Genomic DNA, 15,893 nt, shown 5'->3' with positions numbered 1-15,893 from the left:
TTCGGCACATTGGCGGAGAGTGCGGGAGAAACTTCGAGCTCGGAGCCAAATGCCGCGACCGCGGCCCGCCCTTTCGGGAGCCCCGCGGAGGCGTTGGACGAAGCGAGACTGTCGCGAGCGAAACGATGGCGGAGAGAGTGTGTTCTCATCCTTTGACTCTTTGGCAAGTCAAGAAGAGCCGCCCGAAAACCCCCGCCCGTTCCTTCGCATTTTGCCGTAAGCGCAGCCTTGCGCTGTTCGCAAAGGTGACTGGCGGATGCCCTCGGCAAAGATTCCCACGGACTCGAAGGTTCGACGAGCCTCTCAAGGCCAGATCACAAAGACGAGCCTCTCAAGGCCAGATCACAAAGATGTAGGCCCAGTATCCCAGCAGAAGTGCGCCGCCTTCCCATCTGGCGATCCTAAGGCCGGTCCAGGCGAAAGCGACCAGCAGTACCGATACTGCGATCATCACCAGATTGTCGAAATGCACGATCTCGGACGGAACTTCGCTGGGCGCGATCAGGGCCGTGGCGCCGCCGATGCCAAGGATATTATAGATGTTCGAGCCGACGATGTTGCCGAAGGCAACGTCGCCCTGACGACGGATCGCCGCGAGGACGGACGTCACCAATTCCGGGAGGGACGTTCCGACTGCGACAATGGTCAAGCCGATGACCGTCTCCGAGATTCCGAAGGACTGGGCGACCGTGACCGCTCCATCGACGAGGAATGTGCCGCCGAGCACAACGAGAACCAGGCCACCGACCGTGATCAGGATCGGCGCGAGGATGGACTTCGTCGTGTTGACAGCCGTTGCTATCCCGGGGTCAGCGGCCTGAAGAGCGGCCCCCTTATCGTAGACTGCACCGTGATCGGCGGCACTCTGAACCTTACGCTCCTGCCGGAAGGCTATGTAGACGTAGAAGGTCAACGCGAGGATGAAGACCGCTCCCAGCCAGCGCTCCATAGGCATGACGGTCGCGAGTCCGGCAAAGGTGACTGCAACTCCGACCATCACCGCGCCATCGCGTCTGAGAGCCGTGGAGGTCACGACGATCGGATAGAGGATCGCGGATGCGCCGACGATCAAAAGGATATTGGCGATGTTCGATCCCACGACGTTGCCGAACGCGATGCCGGGCGCCCCAATAAGCGCGGCCTGAACCGACGTCACCAGTTCCGGCGTCGACGTTCCGAAGCCAACGAGCGTGAGACCGATGACCAGCGGCGAAACCCCAAGCCGGCTCGCGACCTGTACGGCACCGCGTACCAGAAGGTCTCCGCCGGCGATCAGTAAAACAAGTCCTCCGAAGAGTGGCAGCCATGCGTCAAGCATTCTCGTGCCTATTGCGGTTAGTTCGCAAGCATCTGCCCTTATCTAGCTGAGAGACGCGATTGTGTGCAATCCGCGCTCAAGCGAGTTCTGACCGGCACGAAACCAACTTCGCGAAACCTGTCGGACTGTCGCGAACTTCTGCAAAATGGTGGAGAGTTCCGGACGAGTTTCGAACTCAAAGCCGGAAGCGCGACTGCGCGACCGGCCGGTCAGGCCGCCCTCGCGGAGGCCTTGAGCGAAGCGAAACTGCCGTGAGCGAAAGGATGGCGGAGAGAGCTGGCCTCGGGTCAAACTCTCTCGGCGGAGAACTGCGCAAGGCGCTGGCGATCAAGCGAACTTTATCGAAAACAGCAAGTTCGCGGATTTTCGGTGATACGGCGGCGCTTTGTCATAAGCCGAAATCCTCGCGGAAGCGTTCAATCTGATGCATCCGCTCGTGGAGGATGGCGACGATGCCGATGTCTCCATTGGAGAGCCTGCGCCAGTAGATGAAATGGCGCTCGTACCGAAAAAAGAATCCCTCGACACCGAATTCGGCCGGGATGGGCCTCGAGGTGACGCCCCGGGATTCGATCTTCTCGAAGGCCGCTATCATGCCGGTGATATAGCCGTCGGCCCGTTCGGTCCCCCATCGGTCACGCGTATAGCGGTAGATGTCGTCGAGGCGGTAAGACGCCGCCTCCTGAACGCGAACCGATGCCATTCTTGATCACGCCTTGTTGCGCGCAATGACCTCGGTAGCCGTGAGCGGTTGATAGGAGGACTCGGGCGCCGCGAAGGCACGGGTCAGTTCGGTCTTGAGCCGGTCGAATGCTTGCCCTTCCACCCGCTCCTTGTCGCGGCGGATCAGGTCACGGATGTATTCGCTGACATTCTCGTAGGAGCCGGTCTCGCTGACATTGGCCGCCACGAAGTCGCTGAGCGCGCCGCTGAGGCGGACCGTCATCGTCGTTGTGCGGGGCATGTCGGCATCCTCACATAGCTTCCGTCTTCAATATAACCAAAAAAGCACACAGAACAAGGTGTGGCGTATCTCATCGATGTGAAATCGTGGGGCACACGAACCGCTTCACCAAGCGGCGTTCATCATCGCCGGTCCGCAGCGGTGTCCGAGGCTTGTTCGGCAGCAGGAACAGACGCGCACTCCGGTCGGTTCGTACGGAGGTCGGCGAAGCGCAGTGGATTGTGGCGAACTTCTGAGAAATGGCGGAGAGAGAGGGATTCGAACCCTCGGAACGCTTGCGCGCTCAACGGTTTTCGAGACCGCCCCGTTCAACCACTCCGGCACCTCTCCGCGTCAAGAGAACTCGTGGTCTCAGGTGGCGCGGAACATAGCCAAGCACCTTGCCCTGCACAAGAGGGGTAACGGAGTTTTCCGCCACTGCTGTTGGAAAAGCGATTCCGGCCCTAATGCGCCCGTGGTCGGGTGCCACCGCGGGCCTTGCGGGCCTCCGGAAAAGTCACGCAGCGGGATGGCCATGCCGCGCATCCTGGAACATGGGCATTTCGGTTGACTTTGCCCCGCCGATACGTATAGTCCACCCGCTTCGTTGAAGGTGTAAAAGCCCTATCGAAGCGCTATCCGAGGCCAACGGCGCCTTCCTCCAACCACCCAACTCTCACCGATTGCCCTTCGGCAAGAGGCCTTGATGCGGGCGTTTTGGATCCGCCAGAACGGCGGGGTCGCCATCAGGATCGCAGGTCTGCGATCCGCCGGAAATGCCGATCGCGATAGGATCGGCGGTTCTCCGGCTGCAAAGTCCTCCCGGCCCGTCAAGGGAAACGGGGAGGCGCCGAAGGATGCGCGCGAAGCCCTTGCCGGCCGGTCGGCTGGCGGGGACCATGAAGAATGAAAAGAAGGACGTGCGCGACATGTTCGCAGTGATCAAGACCGGCGGCAAGCAGTACCATGTTGCCGCTGACGACCTCGTGAAGGTCGAGAAGCTGCCGGTGGAAGCCGGCGAAACCGTTACCTTCGACCAGGTTCTCGTGCTCGGCAACGGCGCTGAGACCGTCGTGGGTGCCCCGACCGTTGAAGGCGCGACCGTGGTCGGCGAAGTCGTCGAACAGGGCCGCAACCGCAAGGTCATCGTATTCAAGAAGCGTCGCCGCCAGAATTCGCGTCGCCGCAATGGTCATCGCCAGGCTTTCACGCTGGTCCGGATCACCGATATCCTGGCTGCCGGCTCCAAGCCCGCGAAGAAGACCAAGAAGGCCGCCAAGGCCAAGGAAACCGAGGCGGCTGACGCAGAGCAGGCCTGAAGGCCGGCGCGCAACGCCTGAATCGGCCCGGTCCCGGATCGAAAGCGATGTCGGGGTCGGTGTCGGACAAATACTGGATTACATGAGCCTCCAGCGGCCCGCATCGGACCCGGATGGCCTCAGGTTGAAGAAATCGGACGAGGAGTTTCGTCATGGCACATAAAAAGGCTGGTGGTTCGTCCCGTAACGGCCGCGATTCCGCGGGACGCCGCCTTGGCATCAAGAAGTTCGGCGGCGAAGCCGTGATCCCGGGCAACATCATCGCGCGCCAGCGCGGCACCAAATGGCATCCGGGAACCGGGGTCGGCATGGGCAAGGATCATACGATCTTCGCCGTTGAGGAAGGCAAGGTGGTCTTCCGTCAGAAAGCAAATGGCCGAACCTTCATTAACGTAGTCCCGGCAGTAGAAGCCGCGGAGTAACGCCGACGTGTCCTTCATGAACCGCCGGCGTCCCATCGACCCGGACGGTTCAGGAAACCGGCAAGATCGAAAGAGATCAGGGGAGATGGGGCGCCATCTCCCCTGATTTTTTTGTTGATCCGCCGGGAGGACAACATGGTTGCCGATCTAGAGGAATTTTCAGACGAAAGCAGTCACGATGCGGCCTTGTTGCCGCAGGAGACGGCGCGGTTGAAGCTCGATCTGCCGCGCAAGGACGACCTTGCAGATATCGTGTTTCTCGCCAACAACCGCCGCGTTGCGGCCATGCTGGCAACGATGCCCCACCCCTTCACGCTGGAGGATGCGCGCAGGATGGTGGCACGGGCCGAAAACAACGGCACGGAGCGGGCGACGTTCGCCGTGCGGCTGAAGTCCACCGGCCGTTTCATCGGCTCGGTCGGGTTCGGTTCCTTCGAGGCCGGCGGCCCGGTACAGATCGGTTACTGGATCGGCGAGCCGTTCCAGGGCCAGGGCTATGCCACCGAAGCGGTGCAGACGCTGGTCGACCACGTCTTCGAGGCGACGCCCATCGCGCGGCTGGATGCCAATGTGCGGGTGATCAACCCGCCGTCGCGCCGGGTTCTGGTCAAGAGCGGCTTCCAGTATCGCGATCAGAGCATGCTGGTCTCGAAGGGGGCCGGCGGCAGCGTGCCGGTGGAGCGGTTTTGTCTGGACCGCGGCACCTGGGACGCCTTGAAGAGGTGGGGAGCGCGGAACAGGCTGGCGCGCAGCCGATTTCCGGCGCTGGCAATCAGGGAGTGACGTGGTGGCAGAGATCCTGAAGACGGCAAGGCTGGTATTGCGTGCGCCGGATGAAGGCGACATCGACCGGCTTGTGGAACTGGCGGGCGACTACGAGGTCTCCAAGATGCTCGCGGTCGTCCCTCACCCCTATGAACGCGACCACGCGGAAGACTGGATCGCCCATTGCGGGGAAGTTGCCGGAGACGAGGAGCGTTCCTTTGCCATCGACGACGGCAATGGGTTGATCGGCGCGGTATCGTTTCGCCGGTTGCGGGAGAGCCCAAGGATCGGCTATTGGCTTGGCCGGCCCTACTGGGGCATGGGCTACATGAGCGAGGCTGCGCATGCGGCGCTGACATGGTTGTTTTCCGTCCATGACGTGACCAGCGTTGTCGCCGAAGCCATGCGGGACAATCCGGCGTCGATCGCGGTGCTGCGCAAGCTGGGCTTTGCGGATGACGGCGAGGGCAGCTGCGACAGCCGGGCAAGGGGCGCGGCCCTCCCCTCGCTGCAGCTTCGCCTGCAGCGCAATGCGTTTTTGACGACGACACAGGCCGTTGCCGGCGGGCAGGCCGGGAAAGAGCTGATAGGATGAAGTTCCTCGACCAGGCGAAGATCTACGTGAGATCCGGCGACGGCGGCGCCGGCAGCGTCTCGTTTCGCCGGGAGAAATTCATTGAATTCGGCGGCCCGGACGGCGGCGACGGCGGTCGCGGCGGCGATGTCTATGCCGAATGCGTCGACGGCCTGAATACGCTGATCGACTACCGTTACCAGCAGCATTTCAAGGCACGCCCCGGCACACACGGCATGGGCCGCAACTGCAGCGGCCCCAAGGGCGACGACGTGGTGCTGCGCGTACCCGTCGGCACGCAGATCCTGGAAGAGGACAACGAAACGCTGATCGCGGACCTGACGGAGCCGGGTCAGCGCGTGCTGCTGCTGAAAGGCGGCAATGGCGGTTTCGGCAACGCCCATTTCAAGTCCTCGACCAACCAGGCGCCGCGCCATGCCAATCCCGGTCTGCCGGGAGAGGAGAAATGGATCTGGCTCAGGCTGAAGCTTATCGCCGATGCCGGCCTCGTCGGGCTGCCCAATGCCGGCAAGTCGACCTTCCTTGCTTCCGTTTCCGCCGCCAAACCGAAGATCGCCGACTATCCCTTCACCACCCTTCATCCCAATCTGGGGGTGGTGGAGATCGACGGGCGCGGCTTTGTGCTCGCCGATATTCCCGGCCTGATCGAGGGCGCGCATGAGGGAGTGGGCCTCGGCGACCGCTTCCTCGGCCATGTCGAGCGCACCCGCGTGCTGCTGCATCTGGTGGACGGCACGCAGGAAGACCCCGCCGAAGCCTATCGTGTCGTGCGCGGCGAGCTGGAGGCCTATGGCCACGGCCTCGACGAGAAGCCCGAGATCGTCGCGCTGTCCAAGGCGGATTCGCTTCTGCCCGAGGAGCGCGAGGAGAAGGCGAAAGCGCTTGAGGAAGCCTGCGGGCATCCCCCGCTCGTCCTGTCCGCCGCCAGCCGGGAAAATATCGACCGGACGCTCAGGATGATGATCCGCGCGATCGACCGCGACCGCGAGGAAGAAGCAAACAGCATTCCCGGCCCTGCCGAAGAACCCTGGCACCCCTGAGATCGCCGCCATGATGGCCACCGCCAACCCCAAGCATCGGCTTGCCGATTTCAAGCGCATCGTCGTCAAGATCGGCTCCGCGCTCCTTGTCGAGGACGGCCGGCTGAAACGCGGCTGGCTGGAGGCCCTGGCGGACGACCTCAAGGCGCTCGCGGCCGGCGGGGCCGAGCTGATTGTCGTTTCCTCCGGCGCCATCGCGCTGGGGCGCGGCGTGCTGAAGCTGCCGCGCGGACCGCTTCGCCTGGAGCAGGCGCAGGCGGCGGCCTCCGTCGGCCAGATCGCGCTCGCCCATGCCTATTCGGAAATCCTCGGCGCGCGAGGCCTCAGTGCAGGGCAGATCCTGTTGACGCTCGGCGACACGGAGGAACGCCGCCGCTATCTCAACGCCCGCGAGACCGTTTCGACGCTGCTGAAGCTCGGTGCCGTGCCGATCGTCAACGAGAACGACACGGTGGCGACCTCCGAGATCCGCTACGGCGACAACGACCGGCTGGCGGCCCGCGTCGCCACCATGGTCAGCGCCGACTGCCTCGTGCTGCTCTCCGATATCGACGGGCTCTATACGGCGCCGCCGGCCACCAATCCCGACGCCGTGTTCCTGCCGCTCGTGCCGGTCGTCACGGCCGAGATCGAAGGCATGGCGGGCGCTGCCGGCTCGGAACTGTCGCGCGGCGGCATGAAGACGAAGATCGAGGCGGCGAAGATCGCCACGGGTGCCGGCACGGTGATGGCGATAGCCAGCGGCAAGCGGCAAAACCCGCTGTCGGCGATCGATAACGGCGCGCGGGCAACCTGGTTCATGGCCGCGTCCACGCCGGGCTCGGCGCGCAAGGCCTGGATCGGCGGCCATCTGGAGCCGCGCGGCACCCTGCGTCTCGATAGCGGGGCCGTGCGGGCATTGGCCTCCGGCAAGAGCCTGCTGCCGGCCGGCGTGCGGGCGATCGAGGGCAGCTTCGCCCGGGGCGACGCGGTGCGCCTTGTCGACGAGGCCGGCAACGATGTCGGACGCGGCCTCGTCGCCTACGACTATCCCGATGCCAGCCTGATCCTCGGGCGCAACAGCCGCGAGATCGAGGCGATCCTGGGCTATCCCGGCCGGGCGGAAATGATCCATCGCGATGATCTTGTCCTGAACGGCGCGTTCCAGGGCGCAGGCGATGCTGTAAAGTGAGGAATTGACCGGCAGCGGTCCGCAAGGAAGAAGGGGCGAGGACGGATGCTCAACAAGGCGACGCAAGAGACCGTGGCAGCAGGCGGAACGGCAGCCGCGCCGCAGGATATCGCCGCAACGATGCGCGTCCTCGGTACCAGTGCCCGCAAGGCGGCGCGCAAGCTCGCCACCGCGACGACGGCGCAGAAGAACGCGGCCCTCCAGGCCATGGCCGATGCCATCCGTGCCGCGACGCCCGAAATCCTTGCCGCCAACGCCCGCGACATCGAGGCCATGAAGGCGAACGGCCAGACCGCCGCCTATCTCGACCGGGGCACGCTGACGGAAGAGCGGATCGAGGCGATCGCGAAGAGCCTCGAGGACATCGGCAACCTTCCCGATCCGGTCGGTCAGGTCATCGCCGAATGGGACCGGCCGAACGGCCTGCATATCGAGCGGGTGCGGACGCCGCTCGGCGTCGTCGGCGTCATCTACGAAAGCCGACCGAACGTCACGGCGGATGCCGGTGCGCTTTGCCTGAAGGCCGGCAATGCGGTGATCCTGCGCGGCGGGTCGGACACGTTCCATTCCAACCGTGCGATCCATGCCGCACTTGAGCGTGGCCTTGTCGCCGCCGGCCTGCCGAAAGAGGCGATCCAGATCGTGCCGGTCGCGGACCGCGCCGCGGTGGGCGAAATGCTGAAAGGCCTCGACGGCACCATCGACGTGATCATCCCGCGCGGCGGCAAGAGCCTGGTCGCCCGGGTGCAGGCGGAAGCCCGCGTCCCCGTCTTCGCCCATCTGGAAGGCATCTGCCACCTCTTCATCGACAAGGCGGCGGATCTCGACATGGCGATCGACGTGACCGCCAACGCCAAGATGCGGCGCACCGGCGTTTGCGGCGCGCTGGAGACGCTGCTGGTCGACCGGTCGGTGGCCGATACGCATCTCGTGCCGATCTGCAAGGCGCTGATGGATCGCGGCTGCGAAATCCGCGGCGACGAGGAAGTCCGGGCGCGTCTGGCGGAAGCCAGGCCTGCCAGCGAGGACGACTGGCGCACGGAATATCTCGACGCGATCCTTGCGGTGCGGGTCGTCGACGGCCTCGACACCGCGATCGACCACATCGAGACCTATGGTTCGCATCACACCGACGGCATCGTCACCGACGATCCGAAGGCGGCCGAATCCTTCTTCCAGAACGTGGACAGCGCGATCCTGCTGCACAACGCCTCCACCCAGTTCGCCGATGGCGGCGAATTCGGCATGGGCGGCGAGATCGGCATCGCGACGGGCCGCATGCATGCGCGCGGGCCCGTAGGCCTCGAGCAGCTGACGAGCTTCAAGTACCGCGTGCGCGGCAGCGGGCAGATGCGCCCCTGATGCGGCAACGATGAAAAGCCCGCCGAATATCCGCTTGCCGGAGACATGGCTGCGCCTGCCGCATGCGGAGGCCGGCAATCGCATCGGCCTGTTCGGCGGGTCGTTCAATCCGCCCCATTCCGGTCATCGGCAGGTTGCCGAAACCGCGCTGAAGCGCGCCGGCCTCGACCAGGTCTGGTGGCTGGTGACACCCGGCAACCCGTTGAAGGATCATGGCAATCTGGCACCGTTGGAAAGCCGGATCGATGCGGTAGCGCGCCTTGCCGCCCATCCGCGAATGCGGGTGACGGCTTTCGAGGCGACCCTTGGCACCAGCTATACGGCAAGCGTGATCGCGACCCTCAGGCGCCTGCGGCCGGCATTGCGTTTCGTCTGGATCATGGGCGCCGACAGCCTCGCCTCCTTCCATCGCTGGCAACGCTGGAAGTCGATTGCCGAAGGCGTACCCATGCTGGTGGTCGATCGTCCGGGCGCATCGATGGCGGCGCTTTCCGCCCCTGCCGCGCAGACTTACGCCGGGGCGAGGATAGAGGAGAGCGACGCGGATCTGCTGCCCTTCCTTCGCCCGCCTGCCTGGACCTTCGTCACCACCCGCCTCGATCCCTCCTCTTCGACCAAGTTGCGCGAAGGCCACTGAGGAACGGGGAAAGAACGCCCCGTCTTGAAAATGACAAGGGCGATGGCATATCTTAAAGGGTGTAGAGCAGTCGGGGAACGGCCGGCGACGCTGCGGTTTTTCTCCATCCATCTACGACGCGGAACGTCTGGTGCGTTCCGGATAACCATGACGAAAGGCAAAACGTCTGAGTATGACCTTTGAACCCGAGGGGACGGCCAGCGCCGCTCCTCAGATCGAAGCGGTGGCCGCGCCGAAGCGTGGTAACCTGCTTGATATCGTCCTCGCCAGTCTCGAAGACTCCAAGTCCGAGGACATCACTTCCATCGACATCACGGGCAAGTCGGCCATCGCGGATCACATGATCGTCGCGTCGGGCCGTTCGCATCGTCATGTCGGCGCCATCGCCGATCACCTGCTTCGCGACCTCAAGGACGCAGGCCACGGCAATGCCCGCGTCGAGGGTCTGCCGACCTGCGACTGGGTGCTGATCGATGCCGGCGATGTCGTCGTCCATATCTTCCGTCCGGAAGTCCGGGGGTTCTATAACCTGGAGAAGATGTGGGCAGCGGACATGACCGCCCCGACGAAATATTCGGGCTGACCGGGCGGGTTTTCCTTCCCGGCAGGTGATGGTCTGATGGCCACGATGCGCCCCATCCCGCGGGGCGGGAATGGGTTTGTGCGCCAAGCATATCCCGCCAAATCTGAATCGGATTTGGCGACGAGGATATGCTCAAAGTGTTGATCCTGGAGCGATTTCTTGTCGCGAAAGCGCTCTGGTCCGGCCCAACATCGCCGGAAACCTGGCACGCCCGGATAACGCGACCTTGTCGGTCCAATCGGTAGCAGAGCGCATGCGCGTGTATTTCGCCGCGATCGGCCGGATGAAGGCGGGGGCCGAGCGGGAACTTTTCGCCCGCTATTTTGACCGCATCGGCAAGACCGGACGATCCCTCGGCATTACCCATGTGCAGGAGATCGAGCTGCCCGAAAGCCGCGCCTCGCGGGCGGAGGAGCGCAAGGAAGAGGAAGCGGCGGCCCTTCTGTCCGCGCTTCCCGACGCAGCCCTGATCGTCGCACTCGACGAAAACGGCCGCACCTTCAGCAGCGAAGCCTTTGCGGAACGTCTCGACGGCTGGCGCAACAACGGGACGCCCGCAGTCGCCTTCGTCGTCGGCGGGCCGGACGGCCATGGGGCGGCGATGCTTTCGCGGGCGGACCTGACACTGGCCTTCGGACCGATGACCTGGCCGCACCAGATCGTTCGCGCCCTTGTCGCCGAGCAGGTCTACCGCGCGCTTACGATCCTCACCGGGCACCCCTACCATCGAGTCTGAGGATAGGCCTTGTCCCTGATGCCGGCCCGACAGGGGACGCCTGTATTCTGCCGCATTTTTCCAATAGCGATTTTGCCGTCGCGTATCTTGCTTGCCCTTTAGCGCGCACCGCCGGGCAACATGGTTGACTGTTCGTTAAGGCACTGCGGTCATCCTCACTGAATGATGGAGGGCGCCGTGACGCAGGCCGCCCGCTGCATTCAGGGGTTCTGTGAAGGGTGAAGACAGGCAAGGCGCCGCATTCGTGGAAGGCCCGTCTGCTGGGCGTTGCGGCAGCGCTTGGAGTGCTCGCCTTCGTGTTGCCGGCGCATGGCGAGACGGCCGTGCCACCGGCCGAACAGGGCGCCGGGGTCGATACCGCCTCACAGGCGCCTGACGAACGGAAGGCGGAGCGCGAAGAGGAACTGGCCGCGCTGACGCGCGACATCGAGCTTTCCGCCGAGAGACAGGCGGCGATTGCCCGGGAGATCCGCACGATCGACCGGGACCATGAGGCCCTCAATCTCGATCTTCTGCGCACGGCGCAGCGGATCAAGGGGCTGGAGGATCAGCTGGCGGCGACCGAAACCCGGCTGCGCCGCCTGGTAACCAATGAGGACAGGGTGAGACAATCGCTCGCCGAACGACAGGATGTGCTGGCGGAGGTTCTTTCCGCCCTGCAGCGCATTGGTCGCCGGCCGCCGCCCGCCCTTGCCGTCAGGCCGGAAGACGCGTTGGGCGCGGTGCGCGGCGCCCTGCTTCTCAATGCCGTGATGCCGGAGATCCATATCGAGGCCCAGGCACTGGCAAGCGACCTCGCCGAATTGCGTCGGCTCAAGAATTCGATCGCTTCCGAACGCGACCGCCTGCAGGCCGATGCGGGACGGCTGGCGGAGGAACGCAAGCGCGTGGAACTGATCATCGCCTCCAAGAAACGGCAACGCGACGAGAACCAGGCCGAACTCGACAGGGAAAAGACCCGCGCCGAGGAACTGGCCGGCAAGGCGTCGTCGCTGAAGGACCTGATCGCGTCGCTGGAGCAGGAGATCGAGAGCGCCCGCAAGGCGGCCGAGGCCGCGCGCAAGGCCGATTCGGAGCGCCAGGCCGAGCGTGACAGGAAGGTGGCGGAGGGTGATCCCTTTGCCGATCCGGGCCGTTTGGCGCCTGCTGTCGCATTTGTGAACACAAAGGGAAAGCTTCCGCTGCCGGTGGCCGGATCGACCCTTCGCCGCTTTGGCGAAGACGACGGCTTTGGCGGCTCTACGGAAGGTCAGTCAATCTCCACCCGTCCTTCGGCGCAGGTCACGGCGCCCACGGACGGCTGGGTTGTCTATGCGGGCCCGTTCCGTTCCTATGGACAACTCTTGATCCTGAACGCCGGCGATGGATATCATGTTCTACTCGCAGGTTTGGACCGGATCGACGTGGAGTTGGGACAGTTCGTTCTCGCCGGTGAACCGGTAGCCGCTATGGGATCGACACAGCTCGCAAGTGCAGCGACGCTCGACCTTGCCGCGACACTCCCGGTTCTCTACGTTGAATTCAGAAAAGACGGCATCGCGATCGATCCCTCACCCTGGTGGGATCGGGCCGAAGATGAAAAGGTTCGCGGATGATTCGGAAAGCTACGCTGCTGTTGGCGGGTATTGTCATGGGCGCCACCGCCGTGACGACCCTTTCCCAGGTTCCGGTTCGCGTGAGCGGCGTGGCGAATGCCGCGGCCTCCGACACGTACCGGCAGCTCAATCTGTTCGGCGACGTCTTCGAGCGCGTGCGTTCCGACTACGTCGAAACGCCGGACGACGCCAAGCTGATCGAGTCCGCGATCAACGGCATGCTGTCTTCGCTCGATCCGCACTCCAGCTACATGTCGCCGAAGAGCTTCCGCGACATGCAGGTGCAGACGCGGGGCGAGTTCGGCGGCCTGGGCATCGAAGTCACCATGGAAGACGGCCTCGTCAAGGTCGTCACGCCCATCGACGACACGCCCGCCTTCCGCGCCGGAGTGCGCGCCGGCGACCTCATCACCCATCTCGACGGCGAGCAGGTCCAGGGCCTGACGCTGAACGAGGCGGTGGAGAAGATGCGCGGTGCCGTGAACACCGACATCGAGCTGACGATCCGCCGCGAAGGCGTCGCGGAGCCGATGAAGATCTCCATCACGCGCGACGTGATCCGCATCAAGTCGGTTCGCTATCGCGAAGAAGACGACGTCGGCTATATCCGCATCACCCAGTTCAACGAGCAGACCTTCGACGGCCTGAAGGACGGACTGGAGACCCTTTCCAAGAAGATCGGCAAGGACAAGCTCAAGGGCTTCATCCTCGATCTGAGGAACAATCCCGGCGGCCTGCTGGATCAGGCGATCGCCGTCTCCGATGCTTTCCTCGACCGCGGCGAGATCGTTTCGACGCGCGGCCGGAATGCCGACGAGACCCAGCGCTACAATGCCCGGGCCGGCGACCTGTCGAGCGGCGCTCCGGTCATCATCCTCGTCAATGGCGGTTCGGCCTCCGCGTCCGAGATCGTGGCCGGCGCATTGCAGGATCATCGCCGCGCGACGGTGCTCGGCACGCGCTCCTTCGGCAAGGGTTCGGTGCAGACCATCATTCCGCTTGGCGCGAATGGCGCCATCCGCCTGACCACGGCGCGCTACTACACGCCGTCGGGCACATCGATCCAGGCGAAAGGCATTACGCCGGACATCGAATCGCTGCAGGAACTGCCCGAGGAACTGAAGGGCAAGGCCGAGACGACGGGCGAAGCCGGCTTGCGCGGTCACCTTGAATCCGAGGACGGCGCGGAGAACGAGGGCTCGGGCAGCCAGGCCTACGTGCCGCCGGATCCCAAGGACGACAAGCAGCTGAAATTCGCGCTCGACCTGCTGCGCGGTGTGCAGGCGAATACCGCCTTCCCGCCGATCGGCGACAAGAAGGCAGCCGTTCCCAACTGATCGGCTGGATCGCACGCCGGATTACCGAATATGGATGCGCGGGCAGAGCCCGCGCATCTTTCGTTTGGGAGGACGCATTTTCCGCAGGAATTTGCGCAGGGGTGGCCGAATCACGCCGCAAATGCGAGAGTGCCGGGGCGACGATGCTTCCCGCGCGCGCAGATGCGGCAACTGGCGGCGCGGAGTGGCAGGTCGCAGGACGAATGGGCAAGGCGCCGCCGAGAAGACGGCTTGCCTCGCAGCTGTTGATAGGGTCTCGGTTTGATCTGGAGGCGATTTGACCGGACATGGCGGCAAATGATCTGTCCGCACCGCTCGGGCTTGGCAAGCGCAAGCTGCTGAGCCTTCCCCTCGGCCTGGTAGGGGCCGGGCTCATCGCAATTATCGTGACCACGGCCCTCGTCTGGATCGGCGTCGTCGACGACCCGCTGGGCGGAGAGCCGACGGCCGTGGTTCGCCTGGAGCGTACGGTCGAGGGTCTGTCGGCGCGCGATATCGGCGTTGCCAACGTCGGAGCCGAAGGCGACACCATCGAAGGCGGGGAAGACGCGGACGGCAAGAAGGCGGCGGACGAAGCGACGCTCGGTCCCCGTTTCGAGCCTGCGCCCCAGGAGCAGGCCCGGTCGCAGCAAACGGCCGACGCACCCGCCTCCTCGCCCGTCACATTGTCGATCAGGCCCGATGCGCGCGTTCAGGAGGAAGGTCCCTTCGGCTCCCTGCCCAAGGTTGCCGACAACGGATTGCGCCCGCTCGACATCTATGCGCGGCCGGTCGACACGACGTTCCCGAATATTCCGCGCATAGCCATCATCGTCACCGGCCTCGGGCTTTCCCAGTCCGGCACCCAGTCGGCGATCGCCAAGCTCCCCTCCGAAATGACGCTCGCCTTCGCACCTTACGGCGGCAGCCTCGACCGCTGGATGCAGCAGGCGCGGCGGAAGGGTCACGAGCTGCTGCTGCAGGTGCCGCTGGAGCCGTTCGACTATCCCGACAACGATCCGGGACCGCACACGCTGCTCGTTACTCTCACGGGCCAGGAAACGGCCAAGCGCATCGACTGGCTTCTCGGGCGGATGACCAACTATGTCGGCGTGATCAACTATATGGGCGCACGCTTCACCGCCACGCGCGAGCCGCTGGAGCGCTTCCTCAAGGAGGTGACCCGGCGCGGGCTCATGTATGTGGACGACGGATCGTCCTCGCGCAGCCTCGCCAACGAGGTGGCCAGCGGGGCGCGCACGCCCTATTCGCGGGTGGACGTGGTGATCGACGAGGTGCCAAGGGCGGCCGACATCACCTCCCGCCTGCTGCAGCTTGAAGGCATCGCCCGCGCGCAAGGCATTGCCGTCGGCTCCGCTTCCGCGCTTCCTGTCACCGTGGATGAACTCGTCAAATGGTCGAGGGACCTTGAGGAACGCGGGCTTCAACTCGTTCCGGTCAGCGGGTCGATCGATCGCTCGGTCAGATAGGCCAACGAAAAACCTTTGCCCGAATCAGGGGATTTCCAGCCAATGGCGATTGACGCATCCGCCCTGCCCTATCGCCCTTGCGTGGGCATCGTGCTGCTTAACCGCGATCGTCTCGTGTGGATCGGCAAGCGCAATCCCAGGCATGACGCCGACGCCGCCTATGCCTGGCAATTGCCCCAGGGCGGCATTGACGAGGGCGAGGATCCCTATCATGCGGCAAGAAGGGAACTCTACGAGGAAACCTCGATCCGTTCGATCTCGCTCATCGGCGAGGCTCCGGACTGGTTCACCTATGATTTCCCGCCGGAGATCCTGAAGAACACGCGCAAGTCCAAATATCGCGGCCAGGCGCAGAAATGGTATGCCTTCCGCTTCGACGGCGACGAGAGCGAGATCGACATCCTGCAGCCGCCGGACGGCCATCGGCCCGAATTCGTCGACTGGCGCTGGGAGCATGGCGACCAGTTGCCCGACCTGGTCATCCCCTTCAAGCGCGACGTCTACCGGCAGGTGGTCGACACCTTTTCCCACCTCATGCTGTAGCGCCCGACGCCTTTCCTTTTGACGTGGAGCCGTCGCAGCCTAATCTTCCCTACAAAAC

Annotated in this window: 16 protein-coding genes, 1 tRNA gene and 1 pseudogene; 14 read left to right on the top strand and 4 right to left on the bottom strand. The window is 64.3% G+C overall.

Going from position 1 to position 15,893, the window contains the following annotated elements:
* Positions 1–331 precede the first annotated feature (331 nt).
* The 4 genes from H2509_RS07925 to H2509_RS07910 all read right to left on the bottom strand — a co-directional run bounded on the left by H2509_RS07925 (position 332) and on the right by H2509_RS07910 (position 2,612).
* Positions 332–1,318 (bottom strand): calcium/sodium antiporter, encoded by a 987-nt coding sequence (locus H2509_RS07925; RefSeq protein ID WP_182164080.1) that lies wholly within the window; start codon positions 1,316–1,318, stop codon positions 332–334.
* 388 nt (positions 1,319–1,706) lie between these two features.
* Positions 1,707–2,021, bottom strand: coding sequence for a type II toxin-antitoxin system RelE/ParE family toxin (locus H2509_RS07920; protein WP_182164078.1), 315 nt, complete (start codon positions 2,019–2,021; stop codon positions 1,707–1,709).
* A gap of 6 nt (positions 2,022–2,027) precedes the next feature.
* On the bottom strand, positions 2,028–2,282 hold the full coding sequence (locus tag H2509_RS07915; RefSeq protein WP_182164076.1) for a ribbon-helix-helix domain-containing protein: 255 nt from the start codon (positions 2,280–2,282) through the stop codon (positions 2,028–2,030).
* Between the two features lie 240 nt (positions 2,283–2,522).
* Positions 2,523–2,612, bottom strand: a tRNA-Ser gene (locus tag H2509_RS07910).
* Between the two features lie 578 nt (positions 2,613–3,190).
* Here H2509_RS07910 and rplU point away from each other — a divergent pair.
* The 14 genes and pseudogenes from rplU to H2509_RS07840 form a co-directional block, all read left to right on the top strand.
* Positions 3,191–3,626 (top strand): annotated as a pseudogene (rplU, locus tag H2509_RS07905) (50S ribosomal protein L21); the annotation flags it as partial.
* A 106-nt stretch (positions 3,627–3,732) separates the two neighbouring features.
* Positions 3,733–4,002: a 50S ribosomal protein L27 gene (rpmA, locus tag H2509_RS07900; protein WP_182164074.1), complete on the top strand. Its 270-nt coding sequence runs from the start codon at positions 3,733–3,735 to the stop codon at positions 4,000–4,002.
* A gap of 135 nt (positions 4,003–4,137) precedes the next feature.
* The gene (locus tag H2509_RS07895; protein WP_182164072.1) at positions 4,138–4,785 is read left to right on the top strand and encodes a GNAT family N-acetyltransferase; all 648 of its coding nucleotides are present in this window, start codon (positions 4,138–4,140) and stop codon (positions 4,783–4,785) included.
* 4 nt (positions 4,786–4,789) lie between these two features.
* On the top strand, positions 4,790–5,362 hold the full coding sequence (locus tag H2509_RS07890; protein WP_182164070.1) for a GNAT family N-acetyltransferase: 573 nt from the start codon (positions 4,790–4,792) through the stop codon (positions 5,360–5,362).
* Positions 5,359–6,402 (top strand): GTPase ObgE, encoded by a 1,044-nt coding sequence (obgE, locus tag H2509_RS07885; protein WP_182164068.1) that lies wholly within the window; start codon positions 5,359–5,361, stop codon positions 6,400–6,402. The genes H2509_RS07890 and obgE overlap by 4 nt, the downstream gene beginning before the upstream one ends.
* 10 nt (positions 6,403–6,412) lie before the next feature.
* A complete protein-coding gene (gene proB, locus H2509_RS07880; RefSeq protein WP_209001865.1) occupies positions 6,413–7,573 on the top strand; it encodes a glutamate 5-kinase in 1,161 nt (386 codons plus the stop codon).
* A 45-nt stretch (positions 7,574–7,618) separates the two neighbouring features.
* Positions 7,619–8,935: a glutamate-5-semialdehyde dehydrogenase gene (locus H2509_RS07875; RefSeq protein WP_182164066.1), complete on the top strand. Its 1,317-nt coding sequence runs from the start codon at positions 7,619–7,621 to the stop codon at positions 8,933–8,935.
* A gap of 10 nt (positions 8,936–8,945) precedes the next feature.
* Positions 8,946–9,572, top strand: coding sequence for a nicotinate-nucleotide adenylyltransferase (locus tag H2509_RS07870; protein WP_182164064.1), 627 nt, complete (start codon positions 8,946–8,948; stop codon positions 9,570–9,572).
* A 172-nt stretch (positions 9,573–9,744) separates the two neighbouring features.
* Positions 9,745–10,155 carry a ribosome silencing factor gene (gene rsfS, locus H2509_RS07865; RefSeq protein WP_182164062.1) on the top strand — a complete coding sequence of 137 codons (411 nt, stop codon included), beginning with the start codon at positions 9,745–9,747 and terminating at the stop codon, positions 10,153–10,155.
* Positions 10,156–10,408: 253 nt separating this feature from the next.
* Positions 10,409–10,891, top strand: coding sequence for a 23S rRNA (pseudouridine(1915)-N(3))-methyltransferase RlmH (gene rlmH / locus H2509_RS07860; RefSeq protein WP_182164061.1), 483 nt, complete (start codon positions 10,409–10,411; stop codon positions 10,889–10,891).
* A 218-nt stretch (positions 10,892–11,109) separates the two neighbouring features.
* Positions 11,110–12,486, top strand: a complete 1,377-nt coding sequence (locus tag H2509_RS07855; protein ID WP_209001864.1) for a murein hydrolase activator EnvC family protein — start codon at positions 11,110–11,112, stop codon at positions 12,484–12,486.
* A complete protein-coding gene (locus H2509_RS07850) occupies positions 12,483–13,823 on the top strand; it encodes a S41 family peptidase (protein WP_182164059.1) in 1,341 nt (446 codons plus the stop codon). The genes H2509_RS07855 and H2509_RS07850 overlap by 4 nt, the downstream gene beginning before the upstream one ends.
* Before the next feature lie 287 nt (positions 13,824–14,110).
* Entirely contained in the window at positions 14,111–15,292 is a 1,182-nt protein-coding gene (locus H2509_RS07845; RefSeq protein WP_182164057.1) for a divergent polysaccharide deacetylase family protein, read from the top strand.
* A 42-nt stretch (positions 15,293–15,334) separates the two neighbouring features.
* Positions 15,335–15,835 (top strand): RNA pyrophosphohydrolase, encoded by a 501-nt coding sequence (locus H2509_RS07840; protein ID WP_182164055.1) that lies wholly within the window; start codon positions 15,335–15,337, stop codon positions 15,833–15,835.
* Positions 15,836–15,893 lie beyond the last annotated feature (58 nt).

This window comes from Stappia albiluteola, assembly GCF_014050225.1.
Classification (GTDB): Bacteria; Pseudomonadota; Alphaproteobacteria; order Rhizobiales; family Stappiaceae; genus Hongsoonwoonella; species Hongsoonwoonella albiluteola.
Note: the sequence above shows the minus strand (reverse complement) of the source record. Positions and strands in the feature narration are given on the sequence as shown.

Excerpts from the sequence above, each read along its gene's own strand:
- H2509_RS07915 (WP_182164076.1), bottom strand. The coding sequence starts at position 2,282 with ATGCCCCGCACAACGACGATGACGGTCCGCCTCAGCGGCGCGCTCAGC.
- proB (WP_209001865.1), top strand. The coding sequence starts at position 6,413 with ATGATGGCCACCGCCAACCCCAAGCATCGGCTTGCCGATTTCAAGCGC.
- H2509_RS07925 (WP_182164080.1), bottom strand. The coding sequence starts at position 1,318 with ATGCTTGACGCATGGCTGCCACTCTTCGGAGGACTTGTTTTACTGATC.
- H2509_RS07895 (WP_182164072.1), top strand. The coding sequence starts at position 4,138 with ATGGTTGCCGATCTAGAGGAATTTTCAGACGAAAGCAGTCACGATGCG.
- rsfS (WP_182164062.1), top strand. The coding sequence starts at position 9,745 with ATGACCTTTGAACCCGAGGGGACGGCCAGCGCCGCTCCTCAGATCGAA.
- H2509_RS07920 (WP_182164078.1), bottom strand. The coding sequence starts at position 2,021 with ATGGCATCGGTTCGCGTTCAGGAGGCGGCGTCTTACCGCCTCGACGAC.
- obgE (WP_182164068.1), top strand. The coding sequence starts at position 5,359 with ATGAAGTTCCTCGACCAGGCGAAGATCTACGTGAGATCCGGCGACGGC.
- H2509_RS07875 (WP_182164066.1), top strand. The coding sequence starts at position 7,619 with ATGCTCAACAAGGCGACGCAAGAGACCGTGGCAGCAGGCGGAACGGCA.
- H2509_RS07850 (WP_182164059.1), top strand. The coding sequence starts at position 12,483 with ATGATTCGGAAAGCTACGCTGCTGTTGGCGGGTATTGTCATGGGCGCC.
- H2509_RS07870 (WP_182164064.1), top strand. The coding sequence starts at position 8,946 with ATGAAAAGCCCGCCGAATATCCGCTTGCCGGAGACATGGCTGCGCCTG.
- H2509_RS07845 (WP_182164057.1), top strand. The coding sequence starts at position 14,111 with ATGGCGGCAAATGATCTGTCCGCACCGCTCGGGCTTGGCAAGCGCAAG.
- rpmA (WP_182164074.1), top strand. The coding sequence starts at position 3,733 with ATGGCACATAAAAAGGCTGGTGGTTCGTCCCGTAACGGCCGCGATTCC.
- rlmH (WP_182164061.1), top strand. The coding sequence starts at position 10,409 with ATGCGCGTGTATTTCGCCGCGATCGGCCGGATGAAGGCGGGGGCCGAG.
- H2509_RS07840 (WP_182164055.1), top strand. The coding sequence starts at position 15,335 with ATGGCGATTGACGCATCCGCCCTGCCCTATCGCCCTTGCGTGGGCATC.